This window comes from Streptomyces sp. Ru62, assembly GCF_002920615.1.
Classification (GTDB): domain Bacteria; phylum Actinomycetota; class Actinomycetes; order Streptomycetales; family Streptomycetaceae; genus Streptomyces.
The window spans coordinates 36,757-62,765 of sequence record NZ_PQSU01000033.1 but is presented as its reverse complement, the minus strand read 5'-3'; the positions used below and the strand labels follow the sequence as shown (position 1 = coordinate 62,765).

Annotated in this window: 24 protein-coding genes; 9 read left to right on the top strand and 15 right to left on the bottom strand. The window is 73.1% G+C overall.

The window, feature by feature from the left end; genetic code table 11:
- Positions 1-27 precede the first annotated feature (27 nt).
- Positions 28-1,002, top strand: a complete 975-nt coding sequence (locus tag C3492_RS34635) for a TauD/TfdA family dioxygenase (protein ID WP_103816599.1) — start codon at positions 28-30, stop codon at positions 1,000-1,002.
- Position 1,003: 1 nt separating this feature from the next.
- Here C3492_RS34635 and C3492_RS34630 read toward each other — a convergent pair whose 3' ends face one another.
- Complete coding sequence (locus C3492_RS34630) at positions 1,004-2,032, bottom strand: LLM class flavin-dependent oxidoreductase (RefSeq protein WP_103816598.1); 1,029 nt, start codon at positions 2,030-2,032, stop codon at positions 1,004-1,006.
- A 90-nt stretch (positions 2,033-2,122) separates the two neighbouring features.
- Positions 2,123-3,634, bottom strand: a complete 1,512-nt coding sequence (locus C3492_RS34625; protein WP_103816597.1) for a metallophosphoesterase — start codon at positions 3,632-3,634, stop codon at positions 2,123-2,125.
- A 138-nt stretch (positions 3,635-3,772) separates the two neighbouring features.
- Here C3492_RS34625 and C3492_RS34620 point away from each other — a divergent pair, with 138 nt between their 5' ends.
- Positions 3,773-4,060: a DUF1905 domain-containing protein gene (locus C3492_RS34620; protein WP_103816596.1), complete on the top strand. Its 288-nt coding sequence runs from the start codon at positions 3,773-3,775 to the stop codon at positions 4,058-4,060.
- Between the two features lie 19 nt (positions 4,061-4,079).
- Here C3492_RS34620 and C3492_RS34615 read toward each other — a convergent pair whose 3' ends face one another.
- Positions 4,080-4,895 (bottom strand): SAM-dependent methyltransferase, encoded by an 816-nt coding sequence (locus tag C3492_RS34615; RefSeq protein ID WP_103816595.1) that lies wholly within the window; start codon positions 4,893-4,895, stop codon positions 4,080-4,082.
- Between the two features lie 292 nt (positions 4,896-5,187).
- On the opposite strand from C3492_RS34615, the gene C3492_RS34610 reads away from it, so the two are divergent.
- The gene (locus C3492_RS34610; protein ID WP_103816594.1) at positions 5,188-7,590 is read left to right on the top strand and encodes a M4 family metallopeptidase; all 2,403 of its coding nucleotides are present in this window, start codon (positions 5,188-5,190) and stop codon (positions 7,588-7,590) included.
- Between the two features lie 59 nt (positions 7,591-7,649).
- On the opposite strand, the gene C3492_RS34605 is transcribed toward C3492_RS34610, so the two are convergent.
- The 3 genes from C3492_RS34605 to C3492_RS34595 all read right to left on the bottom strand — a co-directional run bounded on the left by C3492_RS34605 (position 7,650) and on the right by C3492_RS34595 (position 10,874).
- Positions 7,650-8,864, bottom strand: coding sequence for a glycoside hydrolase family 64 protein (locus C3492_RS34605; protein ID WP_103816593.1), 1,215 nt, complete (start codon positions 8,862-8,864; stop codon positions 7,650-7,652).
- Positions 8,865-9,080: 216 nt separating this feature from the next.
- Positions 9,081-9,836 (bottom strand): dienelactone hydrolase family protein, encoded by a 756-nt coding sequence (locus tag C3492_RS34600; protein WP_103816592.1) that lies wholly within the window; start codon positions 9,834-9,836, stop codon positions 9,081-9,083.
- Positions 9,837-10,253: 417 nt separating this feature from the next.
- On the bottom strand, positions 10,254-10,874 hold the full coding sequence (locus C3492_RS34595) for an L-threonylcarbamoyladenylate synthase (protein ID WP_181140699.1): 621 nt from the start codon (positions 10,872-10,874) through the stop codon (positions 10,254-10,256).
- A 103-nt stretch (positions 10,875-10,977) separates the two neighbouring features.
- Here C3492_RS34595 and C3492_RS34590 point away from each other — a divergent pair, with 103 nt between their 5' ends.
- Together C3492_RS34590 and C3492_RS34585 are read left to right on the top strand one after the other, a co-directional pair.
- Positions 10,978-11,451: a MarR family winged helix-turn-helix transcriptional regulator gene (locus tag C3492_RS34590; protein ID WP_181140700.1), complete on the top strand. Its 474-nt coding sequence runs from the start codon at positions 10,978-10,980 to the stop codon at positions 11,449-11,451.
- 127 nt (positions 11,452-11,578) lie between these two features.
- Positions 11,579-13,213, top strand: a complete 1,635-nt coding sequence (locus C3492_RS34585; RefSeq protein ID WP_103816590.1) for an MFS transporter — start codon at positions 11,579-11,581, stop codon at positions 13,211-13,213.
- Positions 13,214-13,442: 229 nt separating this feature from the next.
- Here the strand turns inward: C3492_RS34585 and C3492_RS34580 are convergent, their stop codons facing one another.
- Positions 13,443-14,684, bottom strand: a complete 1,242-nt coding sequence (locus C3492_RS34580) for a serine hydrolase (protein ID WP_103816589.1) — start codon at positions 14,682-14,684, stop codon at positions 13,443-13,445.
- A gap of 255 nt (positions 14,685-14,939) precedes the next feature.
- Here C3492_RS34580 and C3492_RS34575 point away from each other — a divergent pair, with 255 nt between their 5' ends.
- Positions 14,940-15,149 carry a hypothetical protein gene (locus C3492_RS34575; protein WP_229917704.1) on the top strand — a complete coding sequence of 70 codons (210 nt, stop codon included), beginning with the start codon at positions 14,940-14,942 and terminating at the stop codon, positions 15,147-15,149.
- Positions 15,150-15,153: 4 nt separating this feature from the next.
- Here C3492_RS34575 and C3492_RS34570 read toward each other — a convergent pair whose 3' ends face one another.
- Complete coding sequence (locus tag C3492_RS34570) at positions 15,154-15,627, bottom strand: hypothetical protein (RefSeq protein WP_103816588.1); 474 nt, start codon at positions 15,625-15,627, stop codon at positions 15,154-15,156.
- Between the two features lie 340 nt (positions 15,628-15,967).
- Here C3492_RS34570 and C3492_RS34565 point away from each other — a divergent pair, with 340 nt between their 5' ends.
- Together C3492_RS34565 and C3492_RS34560 are read left to right on the top strand one after the other, a co-directional pair.
- A complete protein-coding gene (locus C3492_RS34565; protein ID WP_103816587.1) occupies positions 15,968-17,317 on the top strand; it encodes a transaminase in 1,350 nt (449 codons plus the stop codon).
- 27 nt (positions 17,318-17,344) lie between these two features.
- Positions 17,345-17,785, top strand: coding sequence for an Lrp/AsnC family transcriptional regulator (locus C3492_RS34560; RefSeq protein ID WP_103816635.1), 441 nt, complete (start codon positions 17,345-17,347; stop codon positions 17,783-17,785).
- A gap of 16 nt (positions 17,786-17,801) precedes the next feature.
- Here C3492_RS34560 and C3492_RS34555 read toward each other — a convergent pair whose 3' ends face one another.
- Positions 17,802-18,908 (bottom strand): PP2C family protein-serine/threonine phosphatase, encoded by a 1,107-nt coding sequence (locus tag C3492_RS34555; protein WP_103816586.1) that lies wholly within the window; start codon positions 18,906-18,908, stop codon positions 17,802-17,804.
- 263 nt (positions 18,909-19,171) lie between these two features.
- Here C3492_RS34555 and C3492_RS34550 point away from each other — a divergent pair, with 263 nt between their 5' ends.
- Positions 19,172-20,080, top strand: coding sequence for an N-acetyltransferase (locus C3492_RS34550; RefSeq protein ID WP_103816585.1), 909 nt, complete (start codon positions 19,172-19,174; stop codon positions 20,078-20,080).
- Between the two features lie 70 nt (positions 20,081-20,150).
- On the opposite strand, the gene C3492_RS34545 is transcribed toward C3492_RS34550, so the two are convergent.
- The 6 genes from C3492_RS34545 to C3492_RS34520 all read right to left on the bottom strand — a co-directional run bounded on the left by C3492_RS34545 (position 20,151) and on the right by C3492_RS34520 (position 25,807).
- Entirely contained in the window at positions 20,151-21,038 is an 888-nt protein-coding gene (locus C3492_RS34545) for a Gfo/Idh/MocA family protein (protein ID WP_103816584.1), read from the bottom strand.
- Between the two features lie 35 nt (positions 21,039-21,073).
- The gene (tgmB, locus tag C3492_RS34540; RefSeq protein WP_103816583.1) at positions 21,074-22,057 is read right to left on the bottom strand and encodes an ATP-grasp ribosomal peptide maturase; all 984 of its coding nucleotides are present in this window, start codon (positions 22,055-22,057) and stop codon (positions 21,074-21,076) included.
- A gap of 18 nt (positions 22,058-22,075) precedes the next feature.
- Complete coding sequence (gene tgmA, locus C3492_RS34535) at positions 22,076-22,267, bottom strand: putative ATP-grasp-modified RiPP (protein ID WP_014670659.1); 192 nt, start codon at positions 22,265-22,267, stop codon at positions 22,076-22,078.
- A 100-nt stretch (positions 22,268-22,367) separates the two neighbouring features.
- Positions 22,368-23,207: a fructosamine kinase family protein gene (locus C3492_RS34530; RefSeq protein WP_103816582.1), complete on the bottom strand. Its 840-nt coding sequence runs from the start codon at positions 23,205-23,207 to the stop codon at positions 22,368-22,370.
- A gap of 580 nt (positions 23,208-23,787) precedes the next feature.
- On the bottom strand, positions 23,788-24,666 hold the full coding sequence (locus C3492_RS34525) for a hypothetical protein (protein WP_103816581.1): 879 nt from the start codon (positions 24,664-24,666) through the stop codon (positions 23,788-23,790).
- Between the two features lie 112 nt (positions 24,667-24,778).
- Positions 24,779-25,807: a hypothetical protein gene (locus tag C3492_RS34520; RefSeq protein WP_103816580.1), complete on the bottom strand. Its 1,029-nt coding sequence runs from the start codon at positions 25,805-25,807 to the stop codon at positions 24,779-24,781.
- Positions 25,808-26,009 lie beyond the last annotated feature (202 nt).

Below are 26,009 nucleotides of genomic sequence, written 5' to 3'. Positions count from 1 at the left end.
CGGACACGGACGAGCACCGGAGGGCGCATGACGACGGACAGGGCGACCGCGGACGGAACGGGGCACGTGCCGGGCGTGGAGGTGCGGCCGGTCGCCGGGCACATCGGCGCCGAGATCACCGGCGTCGACCTCGCCGAGCCGCTGGACGATGCGGTGACCGGGCTCATCAGGGACGCGGTGCTGCGCTGGAAGGTGGTGTTCTTCCGCGGGCAGCGGCTCGACCACGCCGGGCACATCGCCTTCGCGCGCCGCTTCGGCGAGCCGGTGGTGCTCCCGCGCCGCGGGCCGCACTCACCGCCCGGCTTCCCCGAGATCGAGACCACCGCCGACCGGCTGGAACTGGGCGGGCGGTACGGCATGGACCACGACGAGTGGCTGAGCCGGCGCCGGCACACCCTGCTGCGCGGCTGGCACTGCGACCACGGGGCCCGCGTCGACCCGCCGGCCGCGACCGTCCTGCGCGCCGAGACCGTCCCGCCCTACGGCGGCGACACCACCTGGGCCAACCTGGCCGCCGCCTACGCCGGACTGTCCGCCCCGGTCCGCGCCTTCGTCGACGGCCTGCGCGCCGAGCACCGGCTCGGCGTCGGTTACCAGCCCCGGCCCGGCGACGACGCCTACGTCCGCCACCTGCTGGACCACCAGGTCGCCTCCGTGCACCCGCTGGTCCGGGTGCACCCGGAGACCGGGGAGCGGGTGCTGTTCGTGAACGGCTACTACGTCGAGCAGATCGTGGACGTCTCCCGGCCGGAGAGCGCGGCGCTGCTGGAGATGCTGCTGGAGCAGGCCGTGCGCCCCGAGTACACGGTCCGCTTCCGCTGGGAGCCCGGCAGCGTCGCCTTCTGGGACAACCGGGCCACCATGCACCTGGCCCCGAGCGACCACGCGCACGTGGGCTCCCCGCGGGTCATGCACCGGGTGATGCTCCACGGCGAGGTGCCGGTCGGGGTGGACGGGCGGCCCTCCGAACCGGTCACCGGCACGGAAGCGGGACGCTGGTGACTCAGCCGGCCGGCCGCCACCCCAGCGCCGGACCCAGCCGCGTCGCCATGTCGGTGAGGATCTGCACGTAGTCCTCGTGCTCGAACGTGAACGGCAGCGCGAACGCCACCTCGTCGACCTCGCGGAACGCGGCGTGCGCGTGCAGCCGTTCCGCCAGCTCCGCGGAGGTGCCGACCAGGTCCGGCGCGAACAGCAGCCGCGCCGGGCCCTGCGGGGAGGCCGTGCGGGGCAGGCGCCCGGCCGCGTACGCCTCGTACCTGGCGCGCTGCTGCGGTGTCGCCGAGTCGGTGGGGATCACCACCAGCCCCTGGGAGACACGGGCCGCCTCCCCGTCCGGGTGGTGGGCGCGGAACGCGCGGATGTGGGAGAGCTGGATCTCCGCGAAGTCCAGGGGTGCCTCGGGGTTCTCCGCCTTGACGACGCTGCTCGTCAGGAAGTTCATGCCGTGCTCGCCGGCCCAGCGCGCCGAGCCGAGGCTGCCGCCGCCGTACCACAGCCGCCGGCCGAGCCCGGGGGAGTGCGGCTGGACGACGTCACTGAAGACCTCGATGCCCTCCACCCCGCTGAAGTCGGTGGCGGGCTTGCCGCGCACCAGGTCCAGCAGCCGCCGCACGCGCTCGTAGGAGAAGTCCTCCGCGTCGGCGGTGTCCGGGTAGAGGGCGTCCTTGACCTGGTCGTAGTGCAGGGGCGGGCCCACGCTGACGCCCGGGTTCAGCCGGCCGCCGGACAGCACGTCGACCGTCGCGAGGTCCTCGGCGAGCCGCAGCGGGTTCTCCCAGCCGAGCGGTGTCACCGCGGTGCCCAGCGCGATCCGGCGGGTGCGCTGCGAGGCGGCGGCCAGCACGGCGACCGGGGACGAGATGCCGTACTGGAGATGCCGGTGGCGGACCCAGGCGCTGTCGAAGCCGAGCCGCTCGCCCAGCTCGATGATCTCCAGGGTGGACTCGTGGCCCCGGCCCGGGTCCGCCGGGTCGAACAGGCCGATGGTGAGGAAGCCCAGCTTGCGCAACGGGCGAAGGGTGGACGGCACGGGCTCCTCCAGCGGTCGTACGACGGCCTCCGCATCGATTCTCGCAGGCGAGTGTGACAACCGTGTGATCAGTTCGGCCGGTCCCTCCGGTCACGCCGGCCGGGACAGCGGGATGACGACCTCGTCCTCGACCGGCGGGTCGAGTTCCTGCGCGCGGTTGCCGGTCGCGGCGAAGCAGCGCAGCCGGACCGCGTCCGGACCGACGTCCAGCCGCAGGAAGCACTTGAAGAAGGGCGGGCTGTAGGTGGCGGAGGACGGTGAGAACAGCTGGGTGTAGATCTTCCGGACGGGCAGCCGGAACCGGGCGGGCCGGCCGGGGCGGCGGCCGGCTCCGAGGAGGCTCGCGACCAGGCGGGCACGGCGGGTGACCCGGACGTCCGGGCCGGGGGCACGGGCCGGCTCGATGCCGAGCCGTTCGGCGATCACGGCCGTCGCCTCCGCCTCGGTGAGGGTGAAGAAACGCCGCAGCCGGAGCCTGCGGCCGTACAGGCGGCTGTAGAAGGCGAGCGAGTCGCCGCGCAGCGGGTAGCAGCGGAACGCGTCCTCGGTGACACCACCGACCGAGACGCGCGGGATGGTGTGCGTGGCGTGCATGAACGCCCCGCCGCCGCCCGCGACGACGTACTGGATGGTGCGGCCGTCCACGTCGACCGGATACCGCTGGTAGTTGTGGATGTCGCCGCCGATCGCGGCCACGTAGTGGTGCTCGGGGGCCCGGACGATCTCGTCCACCGTGCCGCCGCCCTCGATGGGGCAGGGGTGGTGCTCCCCGTCGACGTACAACGGTGATCCGGTGACCAGGATCTTCGGCCGGGGCCCTGTGGAGATCTCCCTCAGCCAGGCGCCCTGTTCGGCGTCGACCGTGCCCAGCAGACCGGTGTCGATGCCGACGATCCGCACCGGTCCCGCGTCGATCGCCCAGTACGGGCCCGGCTGTACGGCCTGTTGGCCCGGTGCCGCGCGCAACGTCCGTGCCTCGGCGAGCCGTTGCTCGTCGGCGGGGCGCGCCCGGTGCCACAGCAGCGAACGCAACCAGGCGCGGGTGAGCGGGCGGGGCCGGGGCTCCGGGCCGGGCGGCGGGGTGTCGGCGCAGAAGACGCGCATGAAGGCGCCGAGGTCCTCGTACCAGTCGTGGTTCCCGGGGATCGCGTAGATCGGCGCGGGATAGTCCTGGTACGGCCGGAAGAACTTGTCGCCGTAGTCGTCGGCGCTGCCGACGGGATAGATGACATCGCTGGCGATCACCGCGAAGTCGGTGCCCTGACTTGTCCTCAGGAAGCCGGGTATGACGGAGTACTGGGAGTCGTCCCCCTCACCCGTGTCCCCGATGACCATGAAGGAGAACCGCTCCGGCACGTCCCGCCGGATCACCTTGTCCGCGGGCGCTCCCGCGGCCGCCCGCGAGGCCACCCAGCGGCTGCGGGTACGGCCGGTCGGATCGCCGAACCAGGACGCCAGCACGCCGTTGCGGGCGGCCCACAGGACGCGCGGATCCAGCCACGACAGCTTCTCGACGTGGTCCGGCATCAGCCGCCTGTAGGTGCCGGGTTCGGCCGCGCCCCAGCCGGCGCCCTGTGCGGTATCGCGTGAGGAGTCAGACACGCGGTGCACGGTAACAACGCCCCGGTCAGCGGCGGAATGCCGGGGTCCCGCCCAACCCGCCCAGGCGCCGGGCCGGTTCGGGGCACGCTACGCTCTGCGCGACGGCGTGCACCCTCCTCCCGAACGGAATCGGAACGCATGGAACTCTCCTTCGCCGGCCGGGTCGTCGAGTGGCGAGGGCCGTCGCCGTACTACTTCGTCACCGTGCCCGACCAGGAGTCCGCGGACATCGCCGAGGTGGCCGCCCAGGCCACCTACGGCTGGGGCGCGATCCCCGTCACCGCCAGGATCGGCCGAACGCACTTCGCCACCTCGCTCTTCCCGAAGGACGGCACCTATCTGCTCCCGCTGAAGAAGGCGGTGCGTACGCCGGAAGGGCTCGCGGTGGGCGACGAGGCGACCGTGGAGCTGACCGTGCGCCTGTGAACAGCGTCGATGCCGGACGTCAGGACTTCCGGGCGATCCCTCCGTGCTCCGCGACGACCACCGGGGCGGGTGAGCCGGGCTCCGGGCGCCACCGGGTGACCGGTACGACGCCGGGGTCGACGAGGTGCAGGCCGTCGAAGTACGAGGTGATCTCCTCGACGGTGCGCAGGTGGTACGGGACGGCGCCGCTGTTGTTGTAGACCTCCTGGGCCCGCTCGAAGACCGGATCGATGCCCGACGACCCGTCGTTGACGCAGAGGTGGCTGCCCGGAGGCAGGGCGGCCATCAGCCGGGCGACGATGGAGCGGGCCTGGCCGTGGTCGGCGACATGGCCCAGGACGTTGCTGAGGATGAGCCCGGTCGGCCGGGCCGGGTCCAGCGTCTCGGCGGCGGCCGCGAGGATGCGGTCCGGGTCCGTGACATCGGCGTCGACGTAGGCGGTCGCGCCCTCGGGGGAGGAGTCGAGCAGCGCCCGGGCGTGGGCCAGGACCATCGGGTCGTTGTCGACGTACACGATCCGTGATCCGGGTGCGAGCCGCTGGGCGACCTCATGGGTGTTCTCGGCGGTCGGCAGGCCGGCGCCGACGTCCAGGAACTGCCGGATGCCCGCCTCGCGGACCAGGTGGGTGACGGCGCGGCGCAGGAAGGCGCGGCTGCTACGGGCGATGGTGACGATGCCGGGGAAGACGGCGGTGTACGCGTCGCCGGCCTGTTGGTCGACGGGGTGGTTGTCCGTGCCGCCGAGCCAGTGGTTCCAGATGCGGGCGGAGTGCGGCACCGACGTGTCGATCTGCTGGTGCGCCGCTGACACGGGCGTCGTGGCCGGATCGGTCATGAGTCGTGCCCCTCGTTTCAGCCAAGGCATGGATTCCGCCACCGCCCAACCTATGCCTCAAGGCCCCCCTGTCACCTCCCTGTTCGTGCTTCCGGGCCGATAGGGAAAACCCTCGATTGACCCGCCGTGAGGTGACATGGCTCGGTCAATGCTGTCATTCTCCTCAGCACGCTGATCCACCCCACCCGTTCTCGGATCACGGTCCCGCACAGCTCAGCTCACCCCGGGCAGCAGACCCCTCTGCCCGTCTGTCACCGGCCGCCGACCGGCGGCCGCAGCAGGAGGAGTACGAGTGAGACCCCACAGACCCCTTCCCCACAAGCGGGCCACGGTCGGAGCCGCCCTGGTCTCCACCGCGGCCTTCCTCGCCGTCGGTCTCCAGGCGGTTCCGGCGACCGCCGCACCGGCCGCTGCCCACCCCAGCCCCCTGCGCGCCGGCGGCCTGGAGGCCAAGCTCAGCCCGGCCCAGCACCAGGCGCTGATCAAGAGCGCCCGGCAGCAGACCGCCACGACCGCCCGCACCCTCGGCCTCGGCGCCCAGGAGAAGCTGGTCGTCAGGGACGTCGTCAAGGACAACGACGGCACCCTGCACACGCGGTACGAGCGCACCTACGCCGGACTGCCCGTCCTCGGCGGCGACCTCGTCGTGCACACCCCGCCCGCCTCGCTGGCCAAGGGGACCGTGAGCACCACCTTCAACAACAAGCGCACGATCAAGGTGCCTTCCACCACCGCGACCGTCAGCAAGGCCGCCGCCGCGACCAGGGCCCTGAAGGCCGCGAAGTCCCTGAAGGCCGAGAAGCCCTCCACCGACAGCGCCCGCAAGGTGATCTGGGCCGGCGACGGCACCCCGAAGCTCGCCTGGGAGACGGTGGTCGGCGGCCTCCAGGACGACGGCACGCCCAGCCAGTTGCACGTCATCACCGACGCCACCACCGGCAAGGAGCTGTACCGGTACCAGGCGATCAAGACCGGCACCGGCAACACCCAGTACAGCGGCACCGTCACCCTCAACACCACGCTGTCGGGCTCGACGTACCAGCTGTACGACACCACGCGCGGCGGCCACAAGACGTACAACCTCAACAAGGGCACCTCCGGCACCGGCACCCTGATGACCGACGCCGACGACGTCTGGGGCGACGGGACCGGCTCCAACACCCAGACCGCGGGCGCCGACGCCGCCTACGGCGCACAGGAGACCTGGGACTTCTACAAGAACACCTTCGGGCGCAGCGGCATCCGCAACGACGGCGTCGCCGCCTACAGCCGCGTCCACTACAGCAGCGGCTACGTCAACGCCTTCTGGGACGACAGCTGCTTCTGCATGACCTACGGCGACGGCTCGGGCAACACCCACGCCCTGACCTCGCTGGACGTGGCCGGCCACGAGATGAGCCACGGCGTCACCTCCAACACCGCGGGCCTGAACTACTCGGGCGAGTCCGGCGGCCTGAACGAGGCCACCTCCGACATCTTCGGCACCGGCGTGGAGTTCTACGCGAACAACTCCAAGGACGTCGGTGACTACCTCATCGGCGAGAAGATCGACATCAACGGCGACGGCTCGCCGCTGCGGTACATGGACAAGCCGAGCAAGGACGGCGGTTCGGCGGACAGCTGGTACTCCGGCGTCGGCAACCTGGACGTGCACTACTCCTCCGGCCCGGCGAACCACATGTTCTACCTGCTGTCCGAGGGCAGCGGCACCAAGGTCATCAACGGTGTGACCTACAACAGCCCGACCTCCGACGGCGTCGCCGTCACCGGCATCGGCCGCGACGCCGCGCTGAAGATCTGGTACAAGGCGCTGACGACGTACATGACGTCCAGCACCAACTACGCCGGCGCCCGCACCGCCGCCCTCAACGCGGCGGCCGCGCTGTACGGCACCAACTCCACGCAGTACGCCGGGGTGGGCAACGCGTTCGCCGGCATCAACGTCGGCGGCCACATCAACCCGCCGAGCAGCGGGGTGACGGTCACCAACCCGGGCAGCCAGTCCGCCACCGTCGGCACCGCCGTGAACCTGCAGATCCAGGCGAGCAGCACCAACAGCGGCGCGCTGACCTACAGCGCCTCCGGTCTGCCGGCCGGCCTGTCGATCAACAGCTCGACCGGTCTGATCTCGGGTACGCCCACCACGGCGGGCACCTCCAGCACCACCGTCACGGTGAAGGACTCCACCGGCGCGACCGGCACCGCCACCTTCGGCTGGACGGTCAGCGCGACCGGCGGCGGCTGCACCTCCACCCAGCTGCTGAGCAACCCCGGCTTCGAGTCGGGCAGCACCGGCTGGACGGCGACCAGCGGCGTCATCACCACGGACAGCGGTGAGGCGGCCCACAGCGGCTCCTACAAGGCCTGGCTGGACGGGTACGGCTCCTCGCACACCGACAGCGTCTCCCAGTCGGTGACGATCCCCGCGGGCTGCAAGGCGACGCTGACCTTCTACCTGCACGTCGACACCGCCGAGACCACCACCAGCACCCAGTACGACAAGCTGACGGTGACCGCCGGTTCGAAGACCCTCGCGACCTACTCGAACCTCAACGCGGCCTCCGGCTACAGCCAGAAGACCTTCGACCTGTCCTCGCTGGCGGGTTCCACGGTCACACTGAAGTTCAACGGCGTGGAGGACTCCTCCCTCCAGACCAGCTTCGTCGTGGACGACACGTCCCTGACGACCGGCTGATCCGGCACTGACGACAGCGGTCCCGCACCCGGCCGTCCGGGTGCGGGACCGCTCGCATGTCAGCTCAGCGGATCCAGCGTCAGGTACGCCTGCTGCGGGCTGCCGTCGTGCACCAGTGACTCCTGGTTGCCGACGTCGTCGAAGGCGAACGCGTACGCCTTGCCGTCGGCGGTCTGCGCGTGGATCGCGCGCGCGTAGTGGTTGGTCACCGCGTCCCGGTAGAAGTTCGCCGTCGTGGTGTCCGGCTGGCTGGGGTTCACCAGCAGGGTCGACCGGTTGAAACCGGCGCACAGCGTACGGGAGATGGGCCCGCGGACCTGGTCGTTGGGTGCGTCCAGCAGCTTGTGGCAACCGAAGATGCTGGCCGCGTCCGGCTTCTGGAAGCTGGTGACGACCGCGCCGGAGGCGTTGGTGAAGTTCATGACGTTCCCCGAGACACGGCCGTAGTACTTGGTGTTCGGCTGGTCCGCGAACGGCGTGACGGTCAGCGTCGACGTCGTGTACTTCTGCCAGACCCGGTTCACGTAGTCGTCCATCACGCTCGCCGGCAGCGCGCCGGTCTCCACGCCGTACAGCGGGGACAGCGCGCGCAGCACGGTGCCGTCGGAGCGGGTCTGGATCAGGCCCGCCCAGCCCCCGGGCTGGGCGCGGAGCGCGTTGAAGAAGCCGTTCCAGCCGCCGGACTTCAGGTGACCGGTGCTGCTGACGCTGCCGTCGGCCCGCTGCACCCCGACCGCGTACGGAGCCGAGAACATGTCCACCTGGGTGCTGTTGAGCCACAGCCCGGAGTCGTTGAGCGTGTACTCCGACCAGTTGAAGAGGATGTTCCGGTTGGGGTCGGACGGGTTCTGGACGGCCGGCTGCACCAACCCGCCCGTGGTGAGCCGGAAGTCGAGCTTCTGGCCGTACGAGAAGTAGACGCGGCCGGAGAACTTGGGGATGCGGATGGTCATGGACTGCCCGGCGGCCGGGCCGGGTATCGCCGCGTCCGGTGCGGGAGTCGGCGGATTGCCGCCCGCCGGCCAGGCGTGGAAGGCGCCGCTCGCGTCGGCCCAGCCCTGCCGTCCCGAGGAGAGCTGGGTGCCGAGGTCGTAGATGTACACCGGCTCGGAACGGCCCGAGTTGTTGGTGATCTTCAGGGGGATGGTGTCGGGGACGGCGGCGTCGGCGCGCTCGGGTGCGCCGAGGGCGAGCAGTCCGCCGAGCAGCGCCGCGGCGGCGGCCAGGGGGAGCGCGCGACGGGGAAGCGCGCGGCGGGTGAGCCTGTGAGGCACTCTCCACCTCCGTGTGGGGTCGGGGTCGTACGGACTTGGTCCGTACCGGCTTGAGAGCGCTCTCAGACTCATGCTGAGACGAGTGCATGTCAATGACATGGACAGGATCGGTCCGGCGCCCGCCGTCGGGCGGGCGCCGGACCGGCGTCAGGACGTGCGCTTCAGCAGTGTCGTGACGTGGGCGCGAACACCGTCAGGACATGCGCGTGCACAGCGTCAGAACGTGCGCTTGAGCAGGCCGAGCAGTGCCGCCCAGTGCCGCTCGTCGGCCTCCTGGTCGTAGGCCGGGGTGTCCGCCTGGGTGTAGCCGTGGTGGGCACCGGCGTACACCTCGCAGGTGTGCCGCACTCCGGCGGCGGTCAACGCCTCCTCGAAGCGCGCCACCTGCTCCGGGGGCAGCGACGGGTCCTCGTCGGCGTGCCCGAAGTAGAGCTCCGCGGTGATGTCCGGGGCCTGGAGGTGCGGGCTGTCCGGGTCGTCGGTGGCGAGGCGCCCGCCGTGGAAGCCGGCCCCCGCCGCGACCCGGTCCGGGTGGGCGCCCGCGGTCCACAGCACGAGCCGGGCGCCCATGCAGTAGCCGGTCAGCGCGACCGGGCCGTCGGCCGCGACGGGGCTGTCGGCCAGCCACCGCAGATAGGCGTCCGCGTCCTGCCTGACCTGGTCCGCTGTCAGCCCGGCCACGATCGGACCGAGCCGCTCCCAGAGGGTCGGGTCGGCGCCCGGGTCGATGAACTCGGGCAGCTCCAGGACCGGCGTCCGGCCCAGGCGGTAGAACACGTTCGGCACCAGCACCGTGTAACCGGCGCCGGCGAGCCGGTCGGCCATCGACCGCAGATGCGGCCGCAGACCGTAGGCGTCCTGGTAGAAGAGCACGGCCGGACGGGGGCGGCCGTCGGCCGGATGGACGAGGTAGGCGTCGGCGACGCCGTCCTCGGTGGGGATGTCGACGGCGGTCGCCTGGACATCGGTCATGGTGAGAAGGCCCTCCCTCGGAGATGGCGCGGGCGGCGGATGCCCGCCCGGCGCCGCGGCTACGGCCATGCTGCCACGCAAGATCCAGTCCGGCGCACGGGGTGCCCCGGCGCTCACGCGGGGGACGTCCACGCGGCTCGGGCGCCGTCGGGGCCGGCGCCGGCGGGGCTCGATGCGATGTCCCGCGGCGTTCGCTCGGGCGGTTGCCGCTCGTGTGGCTTCCCGCGGGGCCGGTGGAGCCTGCGTGCGGCCGGTGGTGCCGAGGCGGCTCGGGTGGTGCCTGTGACGCCGAGTGCGGGGCCGGTCCTCGCGCAGCTCCCTGCGGCGTCCCGGCGCTCGTGGACGGCGGCCGGTGCTCACCCGGTCGGCCCGACGTCCCGGGCGCTCACCCACAGCGGCATCAGGTGGTGCCCGGCCTCACTCGAAGCGGCTGGTGTCACCGGCGCCCCGCCGGACGATCTCCGCCTCGCCGCCGGAGAAGTCGACCACCGTCGTCGGCTCGGTGCCGCAGTCACCCGAGTCGACCACCGCGTCCACCACGTGGTCGAGCCGGTCCTTGATCTCCCAGCCCTGGGTCAGCGGCTCCTCCTCGTCCGGCAGCAGCAGCGTGCTGGACAGCAGCGGCTCGCCCAGCTCCGCCAGCAGCGCCTGGGTGACCACGTGGTCCGGGATGCGCACGCCCACGGTCTTCTTCTTCGGGTGCTGGAGCATGCGCGGCACCTCGCGGGTGGCCGGCAGGATGAACGTGTAGCTGCCCGGCGTCGAGGCCTTCACGGCCCGGAACACGTCGTTGTCCACCCGGACGAACTGGCCGAGCTGCGCGAAGTCCCGGCACATCAGGGTGAAGTGGTGCCGGTGGTCCAGCCGGCGGATGGAGCGGATCCGGTCCGTGCCGTCCCGGCTGCCCAGCCGGCAGCCGAGTGCGTAACAGGAGTCGGTCGGGTATGCGATGAGCGCCCCCGAGCGGACCGCGTCGGCGATCTGGCCGATGCTGCGCGGCTGCGGGTTCTCGGGGTGCACGTCGAAGTACTTCGCCATCTGCCGAGCTTATGCCGTCCTGGGCGCCGGACCGGAAACCTATGAGCTCATACCTGTTTGACATGGGTATGAAGTCATACCTATCGTTGCGGTCGTGTCCCCCCTGTCCGGATCCAGCGCCTCCCAGCGGGACGTCGACAGTGCCGCCTCGGCGCTCGCCGACGCCCTGCCCGCGCTGCACCGGGCCCTGGACCGGCTGGTCGCCCGCGACTACGCCCTCCCCAAGCCGCCCGAGGGCCACCTCAACCTGCTGCGCCACGTCGCCGAGCACGAGGGCGCCACGGTCCGCGAGGCCGCCGACGCCCTGCTGATGAAGCCCAACAACGTCAGCGCGCTGGTCTCCCAGCTCACCGAGCAGGGACTCCTGGAGCGCCGGCCGGACAGCACCGACAAGCGCGTCGTCCGCCTGCATCCGACGGCCGTCGCCCGGCGCCGCCTCGGCGAGGTGCGCGCGCTGCAGGTCTCCCACCTCACGGAGGCCCTGCTCTCGCTGACCGAGGGCGAGATGGACGCCCTGGGCTCGGCCCTCGGCGCCCTGGTCTCACTGACGCGCGGGCTCCGTTCCGCCGCCCACTGAGCCGTAGCCCCCCTGTGGCGCCGGTGCCCGTGCGCGCCGCCGCCGGTCCCGGGGCGTAGCCCGTCGTGGGTGTTCCCTTCCGTCACCTCTCCCCGTACCGCATCCCCGTACCAGACGAGGCCTCTCCATGCCGTCCACCTCCGTGGATCACTCCGCCCTGCCCGCGTCGCCGGCCTCATCCGGGTCGCCCACGGCACCGGCCACCGCCGCCGCCCGGCGGCGCGCCAACCCCTGGCTCACCCTGTGCGCGGTCGCCTTCGGCCTGTTCATGGTCCAGCTCGACGGATCCGTCGTCGCGATCGCCAACCCCGAGATCGGCCGCGAACTGCACGCGTCCACCGCCCAGTTGCAGTGGGTGACCAACGCCTATCTGCTCGCCCTCGCCGCCACGCTGATCCTGGGCGGCAAGCTCGGCGACCGGTTCGGCCGGCGCACCTTCTACCTCGCCGGCGTCGCCGGATTCGCGCTCTCCTCCGTCGCCATCGGCCTGTCCGGCTCCATCACGGGCGTCGTCGCCTTCCGCGCGCTCCAGGGAGTCTTCGGCGGCCTGCTCATGCCCAACACCCTCGGCCTGCTGCGGGCGGTGTTCCCGCCGCGCAGGTTCGCCATGGCGGTGGGCATCTGGGCGATGGTCTCGGCCGTCTCCACGGCGCTCGGCCCGATCGTCGGCGGCCTGCTGGTGGAGAACGTGAGCTGGGAGTCCGTGTTCTACATCAACCTGCCCATCGGCGTGCTCGCCTGCGCCTTCAGCGCGTTCGTGCTGCCGCAGTCGAAGAACTCGACCGGACACCACCGCTTCGACGTCACAGGGGTCGTCCTGCTCGCGCTCGGCCTGCTGAGCGTCGTCCTCGGTGTCGTCAAGGGCGAGACCTGGGGCTGGGCATCGGCCGGCACGTGGGGCGCGATCCTCGCCGGTCTGGTGCTCCTCGTCGTCTTCGGCCGCCACGAGACCCGTGTCGAGCACCCGCTGCTGCCGATGCGGCTCTTCCGCAGCCGGAACCTGACGGTCGGTACGGTCATCACCGCCCTCAACTTCTTCGTCATGCTGGGCGTGATCTTCTTCGTCATGCTCTACCTGCAGAACGTGCGCGGCCTGACGCCCGTACAGGCAGGCGTCCACACCCTCCCGTTGAGCCTCGCCTCGCTCGTCGCCTCCCCGCTCGGCGCCGCCCTGACCGAGCGCTTCGGCGCCCGCTTCTGCATGCCGCTCGGCATGCTCCTCCAGGCGGCGGCCTGCTTCACCATGCTCAGCTGGTCCGGCGACTCCCCGTACGCCACCATGTGGCCGCCGTTCGTCGCGCTCGGCCTCGGCGTCGGCATGGTGCTCTCCGCCTCCTCCGACGCGATCGTCGGCAACGCGCCGGTACGGGACGGCGGTGTGGCCGGCGGACTCCAGACCACCACCCTGCAGATCGGCGGCGCCCTCGGCACCTCCGTGCTGGTCTCGGTCATCAGCGCCCGCGTCGGCGCCACGCTGCGGACCGAGCTGACCGGCGCGGGCGTGCCGCAGGCCCTGGCGGGAAAGCTGGCCGAGGCCAAGGACGCGGTGGCGATGGGGGTGGCCCCCGTCTCCGGCACCATGCCGAACCCCCTCCGGGCGGCCGTGACCGAGGGCAGCGCACAGGCTTTCATGAACGGCCTGCACACCGCCGCGGCACTCACCGGCACACTCTGCGTCCTGGGCGCGGCCCTGGCCGCCGCCGGGATGAGGCGCGGGGGACCGCCGGGTCGGAGTGAGGGGGTACGACGACGAACGGGCTGAGCGGGCTGTCGGGCCCGGCCGGACCCACCCCGGAAATCAGCCGGAATTCGTCTGCGTACTTCCCGGATTCCCGGGCATCCGACCTCTGAGTCGCCCAGGGCCTTCCCCCCGCCCCGGGCGCGGCGTCTCCGCCGGCGGCCACCCCCCCCAGGCCGCCGGCGGAGCCTTGTCTCCTGCCACCGGCTTCCGGGTGACCGGCCGAATCGGCGCACGACCACCCGGGTCCGTCCTACCTGGCCGCCGGTGCGGCCGGCAGGTCGAACACGTGTCGCGGCGAGATGATCTCCGTGATCGCCCGGCCGAACAGTGTGCTCGGCTCCTGGTCGTCGTGGTTGACGTCGGTGTTGAGGAGGACGACGAGACTCGTGCGCGTCGCCGGGAGGTAGACGGTCAGCGACTCGTAGCCGGGCAGGGAGCCGTTGTGGCCGATCCAGCCGTGTACGTCGAAGATGCCCAGTCCGTATCCGGTGCCCGGGATCGGGGTCGCCGGGGTGGTCAGCCGCTGCTTCTGGATGGCGGGGCTGATCAGGCGTCTGCCGTCGGGCAGTTCGCCGGTGGCGACCGTGGGCGCCCAGACGCGCAGGTCGTCCAGTGTGGAGATCATCGCCCCGGCGGCCCAGCCCCAGGACGGGTTCCAGTCGGCCGCGTCGGCGGCCTTCCCGTTCGCCGTCTGGTCGGTGTAGCCCTGCGCGTGCGGGGTGGGGAACTCGCTGCCCCGGGGGAAGAGCGTGTGCCTCATGCCGGCCGGGCCCAGGATGTGCCGCTGGATGTAGTCCCCGAGGTGCTGACCGCTCTCCTTCTCCACGACCAGGCCGAGCAGGATGAGATTCGTGTTGCTGTAGGAGAACTTCTCGCCCGGCGGGAACAGCACCGGATGCCTGAACGCGTAGTCGAGCAACTGCCGTGGTGTGAAGGGGCGTCGCGGGTCGGAGGTGAGCGCCTTGAAGAAGTCGTCGTCCTCTGAGTAGTTGAACAGCCCGCTGCGCATGCCGGCCAGCTGGCGCAGCGTGATCCGGTCGCCGTCGGGCACGCCGTCGACGTACGTGCCGATCGTGTCGTCGAGGCCGACCTTCCCCTGGTCCACCAGTTGCAGCAGCGCTGTCACGGTGAACGTCTTCGTCTCGCTGCCGATGCGCGTGTACAGGCCCGGCGTCATCCTCCGGCCGGTCGCCCTGTCGGCGACGCCGTACGAGCGGACGTAACTCTCCCGGCCCGGTGTCCAGACGCCGACCGTCACGCCCGGCACGTTCGCCTCGCGCATCACCCGCCGTACGGTCGCGTCGAGTCGGCGGGTCACGGCGGGGGAGAGGGCGCGGACGTCCGGCTCCGAGAGGGACGGGCCGGGCGGGACGGCGACGGACGCGGCCGGTACGGCGGCCGGTGCGGGCCCCGCCGTGAGCGGCGCGCACAGCGTTCCCGCCAGTACGGCGACCATGGCTCCCCGGCGCAGGCGTACGGACGTGGGCGACATGGGCTGACTCCCGGCACATGAGAGACGACCGTGCGCGGGGCGGACGTCGGAGGGCCCGGACCTGCTCAGCATAGAAGCGTCCGGCACGCGGCGCGCGCCGGACGAAACGCGCCTCGCTGCCCGGGCCCGTGACGTCCCGACCGACGTAATGCTTGTCCGACGGGTGGAAGCTCTCGTTCGGGCGATGGAGTCACCCGACCCGGTGAGCGGGCCGTGCGGGGCGTACCGGGGGCGGGTCCCATGCGTTGCCCCGGCATGAACCGCTTGGACTGGATGGACCGGATGGAGCGCATGGACCGGATGCGCCGGCTGCGCCAGATGGACCGTACCGGAGAGCCGATCTACGCCGGACTCGTCGCGGAGTGGCGAGCACAGGGGCGGACCGTCCCCGCCGAGCCGGACGCGCTGTGGGCCGCCCTCTCCGGCCGCACCCGCGGCGCCCGGCGCGAGGCCAGGCACCTCTGAGCCGCTACCGGTACTGCCCGCACAGCGGCGCGAGCACCGCCAGCGTGCCGTTGGCCTGTTGCAGTGCCTCCTCCAGGACGCCGGGCGCGTGCAGCGTGCCGGTGCCGTCGGGCGGCACGAGCCATTCCAGGGAGCGCGCGGGCCGGTAGGGCGGTGGCACGGTGACCCAGGAGCCCTTGGTCGCGTACCGCAGCCCGGCGCCGATCCAGCCGCCGGACGGGTCCGGCGGCAGGAAGAACCCGACCCGGCCCGCCGCCGTGTCCACCAGCGTCGGCCCCGGCACCGGCAGGCCGGGCTGCCACAGCAGGTCCAGGGTGAGCAGTCCCAGCCGGTCGGGGACGCTCAGCACGTCCCAGAAGCGGCCCGCCTCCAGCAGTGCGATGCCCTCGCCGTGGTCCCATTCCCATTTGCAGGCGCGCGGGTCGGCCGACGCCGCCGCCAGCCACTCCACGCCCCGCATCCACATCGTGTTCGCCATGCACTGCTCCGGATGTCCTCGCTCGCCTGCCCGAGCGCAGGGAACGCCGTGACCGGGCACTTCGTGCGTCCGCACGCCAACCCGGCATATGCATCGTTGTAGATATTTCTATGTGGCGGAAGGGGTGGCGCGCCCTGGCGTTTGAGGCGGGACGTTCGAACTCCGCGCGCCGGTTCGTCAGTTGACGCACGGGGACGCGTCACCCGGCCGAGGGACGGAGTGGGTCCACGACGCGTGATTCGAGCGTCCAAGCAATCGAATCAAGCGTCACACCTTGAGGTCGGCGTTGTTTCCGTCGTACGCTCACGGCATTCCCTCCCCGTCTCTGTCGAGGTGTCCCATGGACCGCACGCGTCTGCCCGCCCTTCTGGCCCGCGAGAGCGCCGAGGCCGAACGCCGCAACCCGCGCTCCCGGGCGGCCTACGCGCGCGCCGACCACCTCTTCGGCCGGGTGCCGATGACCTGGATGAACAAGACCGCCGGTGCCTTTCCGCGCTACCTGGCCGGGGCGCGCGGCGCCCGGGTCACCGACGTCGACGGGCACGCGTACATCGACTTCTGCCTCGGCGACACCGGCGCGATGGCCGGCCACTCGCCCGCCCCCGTCACCGAGGCGGTGCACCGCCGGTACGCCGAACTGGGCGGGGCCACCGCCATGCTGCCCACCGAGGACGCCGAGTGGGTCGGCGCCGAACTGACCCGGCGCTTCGGCCTGGCCCGCTGGAGCTTCTCCCTCACCGCCACCGACGCCAACCGCTGGGCGATCCGGCTCGCCCGGGCCGTCACCGGCCGGCCGAAGATCCTCGTCAACAGCTACTGCTACCACGGCAGCGTGGACGAGTCGCTGATCGTCACCGGCCCGGACGGCACCGGCACCGCCCGCCCCGGCAACGTCGGCGCACCCTGCGACGTGACGCTGACCAGCAGGGTCGCCGAGTTCAACGACCTCGCCGGGCTGGAGCGGGAGCTGGCCCACGGTGACGTCGCCGCCGTACTGATGGAGCCCGCCCTCACCAACATCGGCATCGTGCTGCCCGAACCCGGCTACCTCACCGGCGTCCGCGAGCTGACCCGGCGGTACGGCGCCCTGCTCATCAACGACGAGACCCACACCTTCTCCGCCGGGCCCGGCGGCTGCACGGCCGCCTGGGACCTGGAACCCGACCTGCTCACCATCGGCAAGGCGATCGCCGGCGGCATCCCGGCCGGCGCCTACGGGCTCTCCGCCGAACTCGCCGACCGGCTGCTCGGCCGCGGCGACCTGGACCTCGTCGACATGGGTGGCGTCGGCGGCACCCTCGCGGGCAACGCGCTGTCGGTCGCGGCCACCCGCGCCACCCTGGAGCACGTGCTGACCGACGAGGCGTTCGCCCGGATGGCGACCCTCGCCGAGCGCTTCGAGGAGGGCGTCCGGGCCGGTGTCGAGGCCCACCGGCTGCCCTGGTCGGTCAGCCGGCTCGGCGCCCGCACCGAGTACCGCTTCACCTCCCCGGCCCCGCGCACCGGCACCGAGTCCGCGGCGGCCTCCGACCCGGAGCTGGAGGACTTCCTGCACCTCTACCTCGCCAACCGGGGCATCCTGCTCACCCCCTTCCACAACATGGCGCTGATGTGCCCGGACACCACCGAGCGGGACGTCGACACCCACACCGAGGTGTTCGCCGCCGCGCTCGCCGAACTGGCCGCCTGAGGAAGGGAGCCGGACGAGATGAAGGACATGGACGACATCGACCGCGCCATCCTGCGCGAACTGCAGACCGACGGCCGTATCGCCTACGCCGACCTCGGCCCCAGGGTCGGGCTGTCCGCCTCGGCGGCCCGGCAGCGGCTGCAGCGGCTGCTGGACTCCAGGACGGTCCAGGTGGTCGGCGTCACCGACCCGATGGCCATGGGCGGACAGGCCATGGCCCTGCTCGGCATCGGCGTCGACGGCGACCCCCGGACCGTCGCCGACGCCCTCGCCGAGCGCCCCGAGGTCGTCTACTCGGTGCTCACCTCGGGCGGCTTCGACCTCTTCGCCGAGGTGGTCGCGCCCGGCCCGAAGGCGCTGCTCGACTTCGTCAACGACGTGGTGCGCCCCATCGAGGGCGTCCGCGAGATCCGGTCCTTCCCGTACTTCGGCATCCACACCCACCGCTTCCTGTGGGACGTGGGCTGACCGGCGGGGAACGAGGTCAGGCGGTGGACGGCCCCGGCGTCAGCACCAGCATGGTGACGTCGTCGCGGATCGCGTAGCGCCGCCGGGCCAGGTCCGCCCACACCGCGCCGGGCAGCTCGGCGGACGGGAGGCCGGCCAGGGCGGCCAGCCGCTCCGGCAGCGGGTAGAAGGCGCCGGTGCCGTCCCGCGCCTCCCACACGCCGTCGGAAGCCAGGAACAGCCGGTCGCCCGGTCCGAGCGCCACGGTGGCCTCCTTCGGCGGATCGACCCCCAGGAGCCCGATGCCCAGCGGCGGACCGGGCGCGACGGTCACCTCCCGGGCCCGCCCCTCGTGCAGCAGGACCGGCACCGGATGACCGCAGGCCACCAGCCGGACCGCGGCCGTGTCCGCCGCGAACTCCAGCAGCAGAGCCGTCGCGAACAGCTCCCCGTCCCGGACGTCCGCCGAGTCCACCGCGAGCCGGCGGTCCAGCCGGGCGGCCACCGACTCCAGATCCGGCTGATCCAGGGCGGCCTCCCGGAACGCCCCCAGCAAGGACACCACCGTCGCGACCGCCGCCAGCCCGTGCCCCTGCACGTCCCCCATCACCGCGCGCACACCGCACGGCCCCTTCCGCACGTCGAAGAAGTCGCCGCCCACCAGCGTCCCGTCCTGCGCCGCCCGGTAGAACGCCGCGCACCCCACCTGCCCGACCCGGTCCGGCAGCGGCGGCAGCACGGCCCGCTGCACCGCCTCGCCGATCGCCCGCTCGGTGTCCAGCTGGGCGTCCCGGTGGCTGCGCACATAGGACACGAACACGCTCAGCGCGGCCACGAACCCGATGGTGAGCACGTCCGTGTCGCCGGGGAGGTTCAGATGGGTGGCCGGGACGTTCAGCACCACGATCGCGCCCACGCCCAGCAGACCGGTCATCAGCGGGCCGTAGGACAGGACCGCCAGCGGCGGGATGGCGCCGAGCAGGAAGCCGAGGTCGCGCGCGTGCGGCGTGACCAGCGTGGCCGAGCCGACGGCCGCGAGCAGCAGCACGGGCAGCACGCGGATCCACCACGGCGGCGGCGCGCCCCGCAGCCAGCCGCGATCCTCCCGGTCCCCGCGCGACGACCGGCCGCGCACCGATTCCACATCCCCAAGTTACGCCGCCCGCCGCGGACCGCGCCGCGCGGAAGAACCCGCGCAGCGCCGTGCGGAGAGACCCCTCGGAAAAGGGGTGGACCCCGATCGGGGCGAACCCCTAGCCTGTGATCACCACGCCCGAGACGGACGGACCAAGGAGGCGAGTGTCATGTGGATCACCACCATCCAGCGCTCCCCCCTCCCCGTGCCGCGGGCGTGTCACGTCTGATCTGACCGGGAGCGCGCACACCGTACGCATCCCGGAGGATTCCTTGACCGACGTGGTCATCCGCACGCTCGACGAGAGCAGTGCTCACCTTTTCCGCACCATGCCCGACCCGCTCGCCCTGAGCGACAAGCACCGCGGCACCCACTACCGCCCCGACTGGCAGCGCATCGCCCTGCGCGACGGCCGCACCGTGGCGCGCGCCGCCTGGTGGGGCCGCCCCGAGGACCCCGAGCCGCTCGTGATCAACTGGTTCGACGTCGCCGAAGGCGAGGAGGAGGCCGGTGCCGAGCTGCTGCGGACGGCGCCCTGGAAGACACCCGAACTCGAACTCGACCTGCCCACCGGCTGGCGCGACGACCCGCTGCGCCGGGACGCGGTGGCCGTCCGGGAGAGTGCCGCGCGCCGGGCCGGCTACACGCCCCTGGTGGAGCGCTTCCTCTACCGCTGGACCCCGGACCGGGGACTGCCCGAGCGGCCCGGACGGCTCCTGTTCACCGCCGAACCGGACGACGACGTGTTCCTCGACCTGCTGCGGCGCATCAACGTCGGCACGCTCGACGCCCACGCCCGCCGGGCCATCGAGCAGGGAGGCGTGGACCAGGCGGCCCGGGAGGACCTGGAGATCCTGCGCTGGTTCCCCTCACCGCGCGACTGGTGGCAGGTGGCCCGCACGCCGGAAGGCGACGCGGTCGGCATCCACATCCCGGCGCGCAACCCCGGCGGGCCGTGCGTCGCCTTCATCGGCGTGGTGCCGGAACACCGGGGCCACGGCTACGCCTACGACCTGCTCGTCGAGTGCACCCACTTCCTGGTCGGACAGGGCGCCGGGTTCATCGCCGCCGCCACCGACCAGGGCAACGTCCCGATGGCCGCGCACTTCACCAAGGCCGGCTATCCCGTCGTACGGGAACGCGTCAACTACTGGACCGACCATGAGGTCGCGGCCGGGTGACGCGCTGACGGCGCGGTGACCGGCGGTGCCGGGGCGGGGAGCCGGCCCCCCGCCTCGGCACCGCGACCGCTCACTGCGTACCGTCCGCCAGCCGCGCCTCCGCGGTGGCCAGGATCTCGGTGACCCGGAGGCCGAACGCGGCGTCGCAGGCGTGCGGCCGGCCCGTGCGGGCCGCACGCACCAGCGCGTCGGCGGCCCGGGTGAGCGCGGGGACGGCTCCCTCGGAACTCCCCGGCAGGAGCGTCACACCCGCCTCGCCACGCAGTTCCACGTCGGCCCCGGCCGCCGCCGGCGGGGCGGTCAGGCTCAGCGTGAGGGTGCTCGACGCGCCGGTGGAGTGGTCGAGCACCAGGTGCACGGTGTCCGCCGGACCGTGCGCCGCCGCGACGACCTGCCGCACGTCGCCGAGGACCGGCAGCAGCACCGACAGGGCGTGCGGGCCGACGTCCCACAGCGCGCCCTTCTCCCGCCGCCACGGCGAGGCCGCGAACGGGCTGTCACTCGTGAACACCGCCCCCAGCCACTGTGCCCGCGCCGTGAACCAGCCCGTCACCGCCGCCTGTTCGTCGATCCAGGCCTCCGGTTCCTTCTGGAAGCGCGTGGTGAAGAACACCACCGACGCCACCCCGGCCTTCTCCACCGCCTCCACGACGGCCCGTCCCTCGGCGACCGTCACCGCCAGCGGCTTGTCCAGCAACAGATGGCGGCCCGCCTGTGCCGCCCGCACCGCCAACTCGGCCTGGACGGAGGGCGGCAGGGCCACCGCCACCGCCTCCACATCGGCCAGCAACGCGTCCACGTCGGCGTACGCGGCGACGCCGTACTGCTCCGCGAGCGCCGTGGCCGCCTCCGGCCGGCGCCCCCACACCCCGGCGAACTCCAGACCGGTGTGCCCGGCCAGGGCGGGGGCGTACGCCGCCTTGGCCCACGGGCCCGTTCCCAGCAGTCCGATGCGCATGTCGCGTTCCTTTCTCCGAGCCGATCCCGGCACCCTCACGATGCCGCGCTCCGGTCACCGTCCGCACACCCGCGGCCGGTACCGCCTTCTTCCGCCAGCCACTGGGCGATGGTCGCGGCGATCGGCTGACCGGTGTCCATCTCCACGAAGCCGAACTGGCCGGACTGGTTGCACTCCAGGAACCACCAGATCCCGTCGGCGTCCTCCGCGAAGTCGAAGGCACCGTACGCCAGTTCCGCGCCCGCCATGTAGCGCAGCACGCCCTCGGCGACGCGCGACGGCACCTCCGCGGGCAGCCAGGGGGAGACCGACGGGGCGAAGCGGACGTCCACGTCGTCCGGGTGGGCGTCCGGATCGGCAGGCTTGCGCGCGGCCAGCAGCGTGTCGCCGACGACGGTGAGCCGGATGTCGGCCCGCTTGGCGATCCGCCGTTGCAGCAGGGTCGGGCCGAAGGCCACCGCCGTGAAGTCGGCGTCCGGCGCCACCCGGCTGGTCGGCACCGCCCTGGGCGGTTCCTGCGGGTGCGCCCCGGAGACCGGCTTGACCACCAGGTCCGGGAAACGATCCGCGAACTCCCGCGCCGCCTGCGGGAACGTCGTGATGAGGGTGGCCGGCACCGCGAGGCCGCTGCGCTGGGCCAGATGGAGCTGCCAGGGCTTGTGCCGGGCCCGGCGCGCGGCGTCCGGGTGGTTCATCCAGCGGGCGTCGGTGCAGCGCAGCATGCCGTACAGCGCCTGGGACGACTCCTCGGTCAGCCAGGCGGACGGCTGGGCGGCGCGGGCGGCCGGGTCGCCCGGCCTGCGCACCCAGACGGAGCGCAGGCCGCTCATGCTCACCAGGCGCCCGCCGACGGACAGATGTCCCCGGCAGGCGCCCCGCACGTACTCGCCCGACAGCGCCACCCCGTTGGTGAGATCGGCGGGGTCGAGCCGGACCACGGGCACGCCCGCCTCGCCCAGCCGGAGGACCACCATGTCCGCCGTCACGTCCTCTTCACTGGTCAGGATGAGCACGGTCATCTGTGGAGGCCCGCGGTCTCAGTCGTCGAAGTGCGTCTTGGAACCGGCGGTCGAGGTGGTGGTCCCGAGTGCTCTGAGGGTCGCGTGGTCGGTGGCGGCGATCCGCCCGTCCGGGAGGACGTTCAACTGCAGTCCGGAGTCGTACGCATACGGAGCGGTGACGTCCAACTGCACTGCGGGCCGCGCGTAGTTGAGCGTGAACGGTTGCATGGTCTCTCCCTGATTCGGCTTTCACGTCCTTATACGAGTCGAACGGGTGATTGGTTTCCTCACGGTGAGTGAGCACCCTTCGGAAGGATTCCTTCCGGGGTCATCGCGCGAGCGCGTCGCGTGCCGCGGCCAGCGCCTGTTCGGCGTATCCCCGCCCGAACAGCACCGCGTGCACCAGCAGCGGGAAGAGCTGGTGCAGCCCGACCCGGTCCCGCCAGCCGTCGGCCAGGGGTGCCGCCCGCTGATAGCCGGTGAGCACCCGGTCCAGGTGGGGGCAGCCGAACAGCCGGAGCATCGCCAGGTCGGTCTCCCGGTGTCCGCCGTGCGCGGCCGGGTCGATCAGCCTGACCTCGCCGTCGGCGCCCCACAGCACGTTCCCGTTCCACAGGTCGCCGTGCAGCCGGGCGGGCGGCTCGGCCGGCCCCGCCAGCTCCGGCAGCCGTGCGCAGACCCGCTCGAAGACCGCCGCCTCGCCCGGCCGGAGCGTGCCCCGGTCGACCGCGCCGCGCACGTACGGCAGCACGCGGTGCTCGGCGTACCAGCGGGACCAGTCGGTGCCCGGGGCGTTGCGCATGGGGGCGAGGCCGATGTAGGCGTCCTCGGGCCCGTCGGGCGGCGGCGCCCCGAAACGGGGTGCGCCGGCCGCGTGCAGCGCGGCCAGGGCCTGGCCGAAACGCAGCGCTGCCTCGGGGTCCGGAGAGCCGGTGGGCACCCGCTCGGTCACCATCCAGTGCTCGTCGTGCCCGAGCACCGCCGGCACCCGGACCGCGTCCGCCGCGGCCAGCCAGCGCAGCCCCGCCACCTCCGCGCGCACCGCCCCGGGGCCGTCGCCGCGTTTGACCATCACCGGTGTCCCGCCGTCCAGCAGCACTTCGGCGGGCGCGCCCGACGAGCGCGGGGCCCGGCTCACCGGCCGCCGCCCGGTGAGCCGGGCCGCCACCTGTCCTGGATCCTCGTCTCGGTTGACCACGGCCCCAGCGTACGGCCCGCACTCCAGGCCGCTGACCGGGCATTTCACCCCTTGGTACGGCTGCTCTCGGCCAAACCCCGGCGGTCGTCACCCGTGCCGATGGCCAACCGGTGTGGCACCGGCTCCATGGAACGGATCCCGGACGGCTGCCGGTGACCAGGGGGCGAGCACCACCTTCACTCGTACGGCTCCCCGACCCGGCGCCCGGGCGGGGGGCCAGCGCCCGGAGCGCCCTCAGTGGCCGGCCGGGTACGGGCGTCCCCGGCCCGGCGCCCCGGGTGGGGGCCACTGGGGCCCGCAGCGCTTCGGGAAGGTCGGCCAGGGCTGGTTCACCGGGTGCCGGTCGTCGTTCGGGCGGGACATGATCTCCGGCTGGGTCCGGAGGCCGCGCCCTGCCGGTGGGCGGTCCTCAGCGGTGGGTCGGGTACGGGTGTCCCGGGTCCGGCGCCCAGGCGGTGGCTGCCGGGGCCGGGACCGCCCCCACCGGTCGGCCGGGTACGGGTGTCCCGGGCCCTAGCGCCCCAGGGGCCTGCCGGGGCCCGGAGCGCCCTCAGTGGCCGGCCGGGTACGTCACCCGGGTCAGCCCCACCGGATTCCCGGGCGGCAGCAGGTCCGACTCGCGGACCGTGCGGGCCAGCGGCTCCAGCAGCGTGGCCAGCCGCCCGCTCCGCTCGGCGCCCAGCGCGGTCCACGGTCCCTCGGCCGCCGCGTCGGTGAGCGCCTCGGCCTCCGCACGCAGGGCCGCGCCCGCCGGCGTCAGCGCGCCGTCCGCCGTGAGCCGGCCGTCCGCGCGCAGCCGGGCCACAGCCGCCGCCCACGCGTCCTGCGGCCACTTCCGGGTCTCTCGCAGGAAGGCCCCGTCGGACTCGCCGGCCGCCGCCTTGAGCACCATGGCCTCCACCGGGCCGAGCCCCAGGCCGACCAGCACCGCCACATGGGAGTCGCCCCGCTGCTCGCGCAGGGTCGTCAGGGCCTGCCACAGGCGGGCGGTCGGCTTGTCCGGCCGTTCCAGCGCCTGATTGGCGGCGGCGAGCACCCGGCCCGTGGTGTCCGCGCCCGCGGCGGCCTCCCAGGCGAGGTCCGCGGCCTCCGTGAACGCGGCGGAGCCGACGGTGTCCGCCCCGAACAGGCGGGTCATCCCCGCGTCCATCGCCTCCAGCCGGGCCGTCAGCGCCTCCGCCGGGGTGGCGTACGACCAGGCGTCCGGCACCGCCCGTTCGACCCGGGCCGGATGGAAGACGTAGAAGCAGCTCGTCACCACGGCGGGGGCCACGGCGCCGAGCGGGGCGGCGCGCAGCGCGAAGTAGCCCATCCAGAACCCGCGCAGCCCCAGCCCGTCCGCGGCCCGGCGCGCCTCCGGTGCGAAGTACACGAGACTGTGCACCGGCTCGTACCGCTCCCACAGGGCCCGCGCCATCCCGTCCGCCACTGTTTCCTCCCACCGCGTCGGCCTTGACGTACTGTCGGCCCCAGCCTGCGTTATGACATCGGTCATAACAAGAGGGCGGCGGCCGGGAGAGTGGGCGGCCGGTCACGAGGGCTCACCGGGCGGGGACCCGGATCCGGCCGAGGGCGTTGCCGAGCAGCTCCGTGAACCACACGGTTCCGCCGGGCCCGGCCGTCAGCCGCAGCGGCACCTTCTCGCCGCCGTCCGGCACCGGGAAGGTGGTGACGGCTCCGGTCGCGGTGATCCGGCCGACGCGGCCGGCCTGGTCGGCGTACCAGACCTGCCCGTCGGGCCCGCGCGTGATGCCGCCGGGCAGGCTGTCCGGGCCGGGCAGCGGGAACCGGGTGACGTGCCCGGTGTGGTCGACGCGGACCACCGCGTGCCCGCCGGACGCGGTGAGCCACATGCCGCCCGGCCCGGCGACGACGCCGCCCGGGAAGCCGGAAGCCCCGCCGGGCAGCGGGAACTCGGTGAGCTCTCCGGAGGGGGTGATGCGCCCGACCTTGCCGCCGCTCAGCTCGGTGAACCACAGGGCGCCGTCGCCGCCCGCCGCGATGGAGTGGGGAGTGGCGTCCCGGGTGGGCACCGGGTACTCGGTGATCCGGCCCGCGGTCGTGATGCGGCCGATCCGGTTCCCGGTCGCCTCGGTGAACCACAGGGCCCCGTCCGGGCCCGACGCGATCCCGGCCGGGCCGCTGCCGGCCGCCGGCAGCGGGAACTCGGTGAGCAGCCCGGAAGGGGTGACGCGGCCGATCCGCCCGGCGGTGGTCTCGGTGAACCACAGGGCCCCGTCCGGCCCTTGGACGATCTCGGACGGACCGGTGTCCGGGCCCGAGGTCGGGATGTCGGTGACCGTGCCGTCGGCCGCCATCCGCCCGATCCGTCCGGCGCCGTGCTCCGCGAACCACACCGCGCCGTCCGGACCGGCGGTGATGCCGACGGGCGCGGCGCCGGCCGCCGTGGTCACCGGGTACTCCGTCACCGTGTCCGCCCCGGCGCGGGCGGGAGCGGCGCCGGCGGTGACGGCGGTGACCGCGCCGACGGCGAGCAGGGCACCGGCCCACGCGGCGGCCGGCCGTCGGACCCGTCGCCCGTGCCGGGTGTTCCGGGTGTTCGTGGGCATGGAGTGCCTCCTTCGGGCGGCGCTGCACAGAGAGGACAGCGATTGCCTTCCCGGCCGCCGTACGACGCGATCACCCCGGCAGGCGTACGACCGTGTCGGTGATTGACCCGGACGAGGGGTCCCGGAGCCGGTGCGCTGGGGCAGACGGGTGGCGTGGTGACACGGCTGGGCGGCTCGGATGGTGGGAGCCAGGGGCCTCACT

What these genes read in the sequence shown, in the direction of transcription:
- C3492_RS34635 (WP_103816599.1), top strand. Translation starts at nt 28, where the DNA reads ATGACGACGGACAGGGCGACCGCGGACGGAACGGGGCACGTGCCGGGC.
- C3492_RS34620 (WP_103816596.1), top strand. Translation starts at nt 3,773, where the DNA reads ATGGAACTCTCCTTCGCCGGCCGGGTCGTCGAGTGGCGAGGGCCGTCG.
- C3492_RS34615 (WP_103816595.1), bottom strand. Translation starts at nt 4,895, where the DNA reads ATGACCGATCCGGCCACGACGCCCGTGTCAGCGGCGCACCAGCAGATC.
- C3492_RS34600 (WP_103816592.1), bottom strand. Translation starts at nt 9,836, where the DNA reads ATGACCGATGTCCAGGCGACCGCCGTCGACATCCCCACCGAGGACGGC.
- C3492_RS34595 (WP_181140699.1), bottom strand. Translation starts at nt 10,874, where the DNA reads ATGGCGAAGTACTTCGACGTGCACCCCGAGAACCCGCAGCCGCGCAGC.
- C3492_RS34585 (WP_103816590.1), top strand. Translation starts at nt 11,579, where the DNA reads ATGCCGTCCACCTCCGTGGATCACTCCGCCCTGCCCGCGTCGCCGGCC.
- C3492_RS34580 (WP_103816589.1), bottom strand. Translation starts at nt 14,684, where the DNA reads ATGTCGCCCACGTCCGTACGCCTGCGCCGGGGAGCCATGGTCGCCGTA.
- C3492_RS34575 (WP_229917704.1), top strand. Translation starts at nt 14,940, where the DNA reads ATGAACCGCTTGGACTGGATGGACCGGATGGAGCGCATGGACCGGATG.
- C3492_RS34570 (WP_103816588.1), bottom strand. Translation starts at nt 15,627, where the DNA reads ATGGCGAACACGATGTGGATGCGGGGCGTGGAGTGGCTGGCGGCGGCG.
- C3492_RS34565 (WP_103816587.1), top strand. Translation starts at nt 15,968, where the DNA reads ATGGACCGCACGCGTCTGCCCGCCCTTCTGGCCCGCGAGAGCGCCGAG.
- C3492_RS34560 (WP_103816635.1), top strand. Translation starts at nt 17,345, where the DNA reads ATGGACGACATCGACCGCGCCATCCTGCGCGAACTGCAGACCGACGGC.
- C3492_RS34545 (WP_103816584.1), bottom strand. Translation starts at nt 21,038, where the DNA reads ATGCGCATCGGACTGCTGGGAACGGGCCCGTGGGCCAAGGCGGCGTAC.
- tgmB (WP_103816583.1), bottom strand. Translation starts at nt 22,057, where the DNA reads ATGACCGTGCTCATCCTGACCAGTGAAGAGGACGTGACGGCGGACATG.
- tgmA (WP_014670659.1), bottom strand. Translation starts at nt 22,267, where the DNA reads ATGCAACCGTTCACGCTCAACTACGCGCGGCCCGCAGTGCAGTTGGAC.
- C3492_RS34520 (WP_103816580.1), bottom strand. Translation starts at nt 25,807, where the DNA reads ATGCCCACGAACACCCGGAACACCCGGCACGGGCGACGGGTCCGACGG.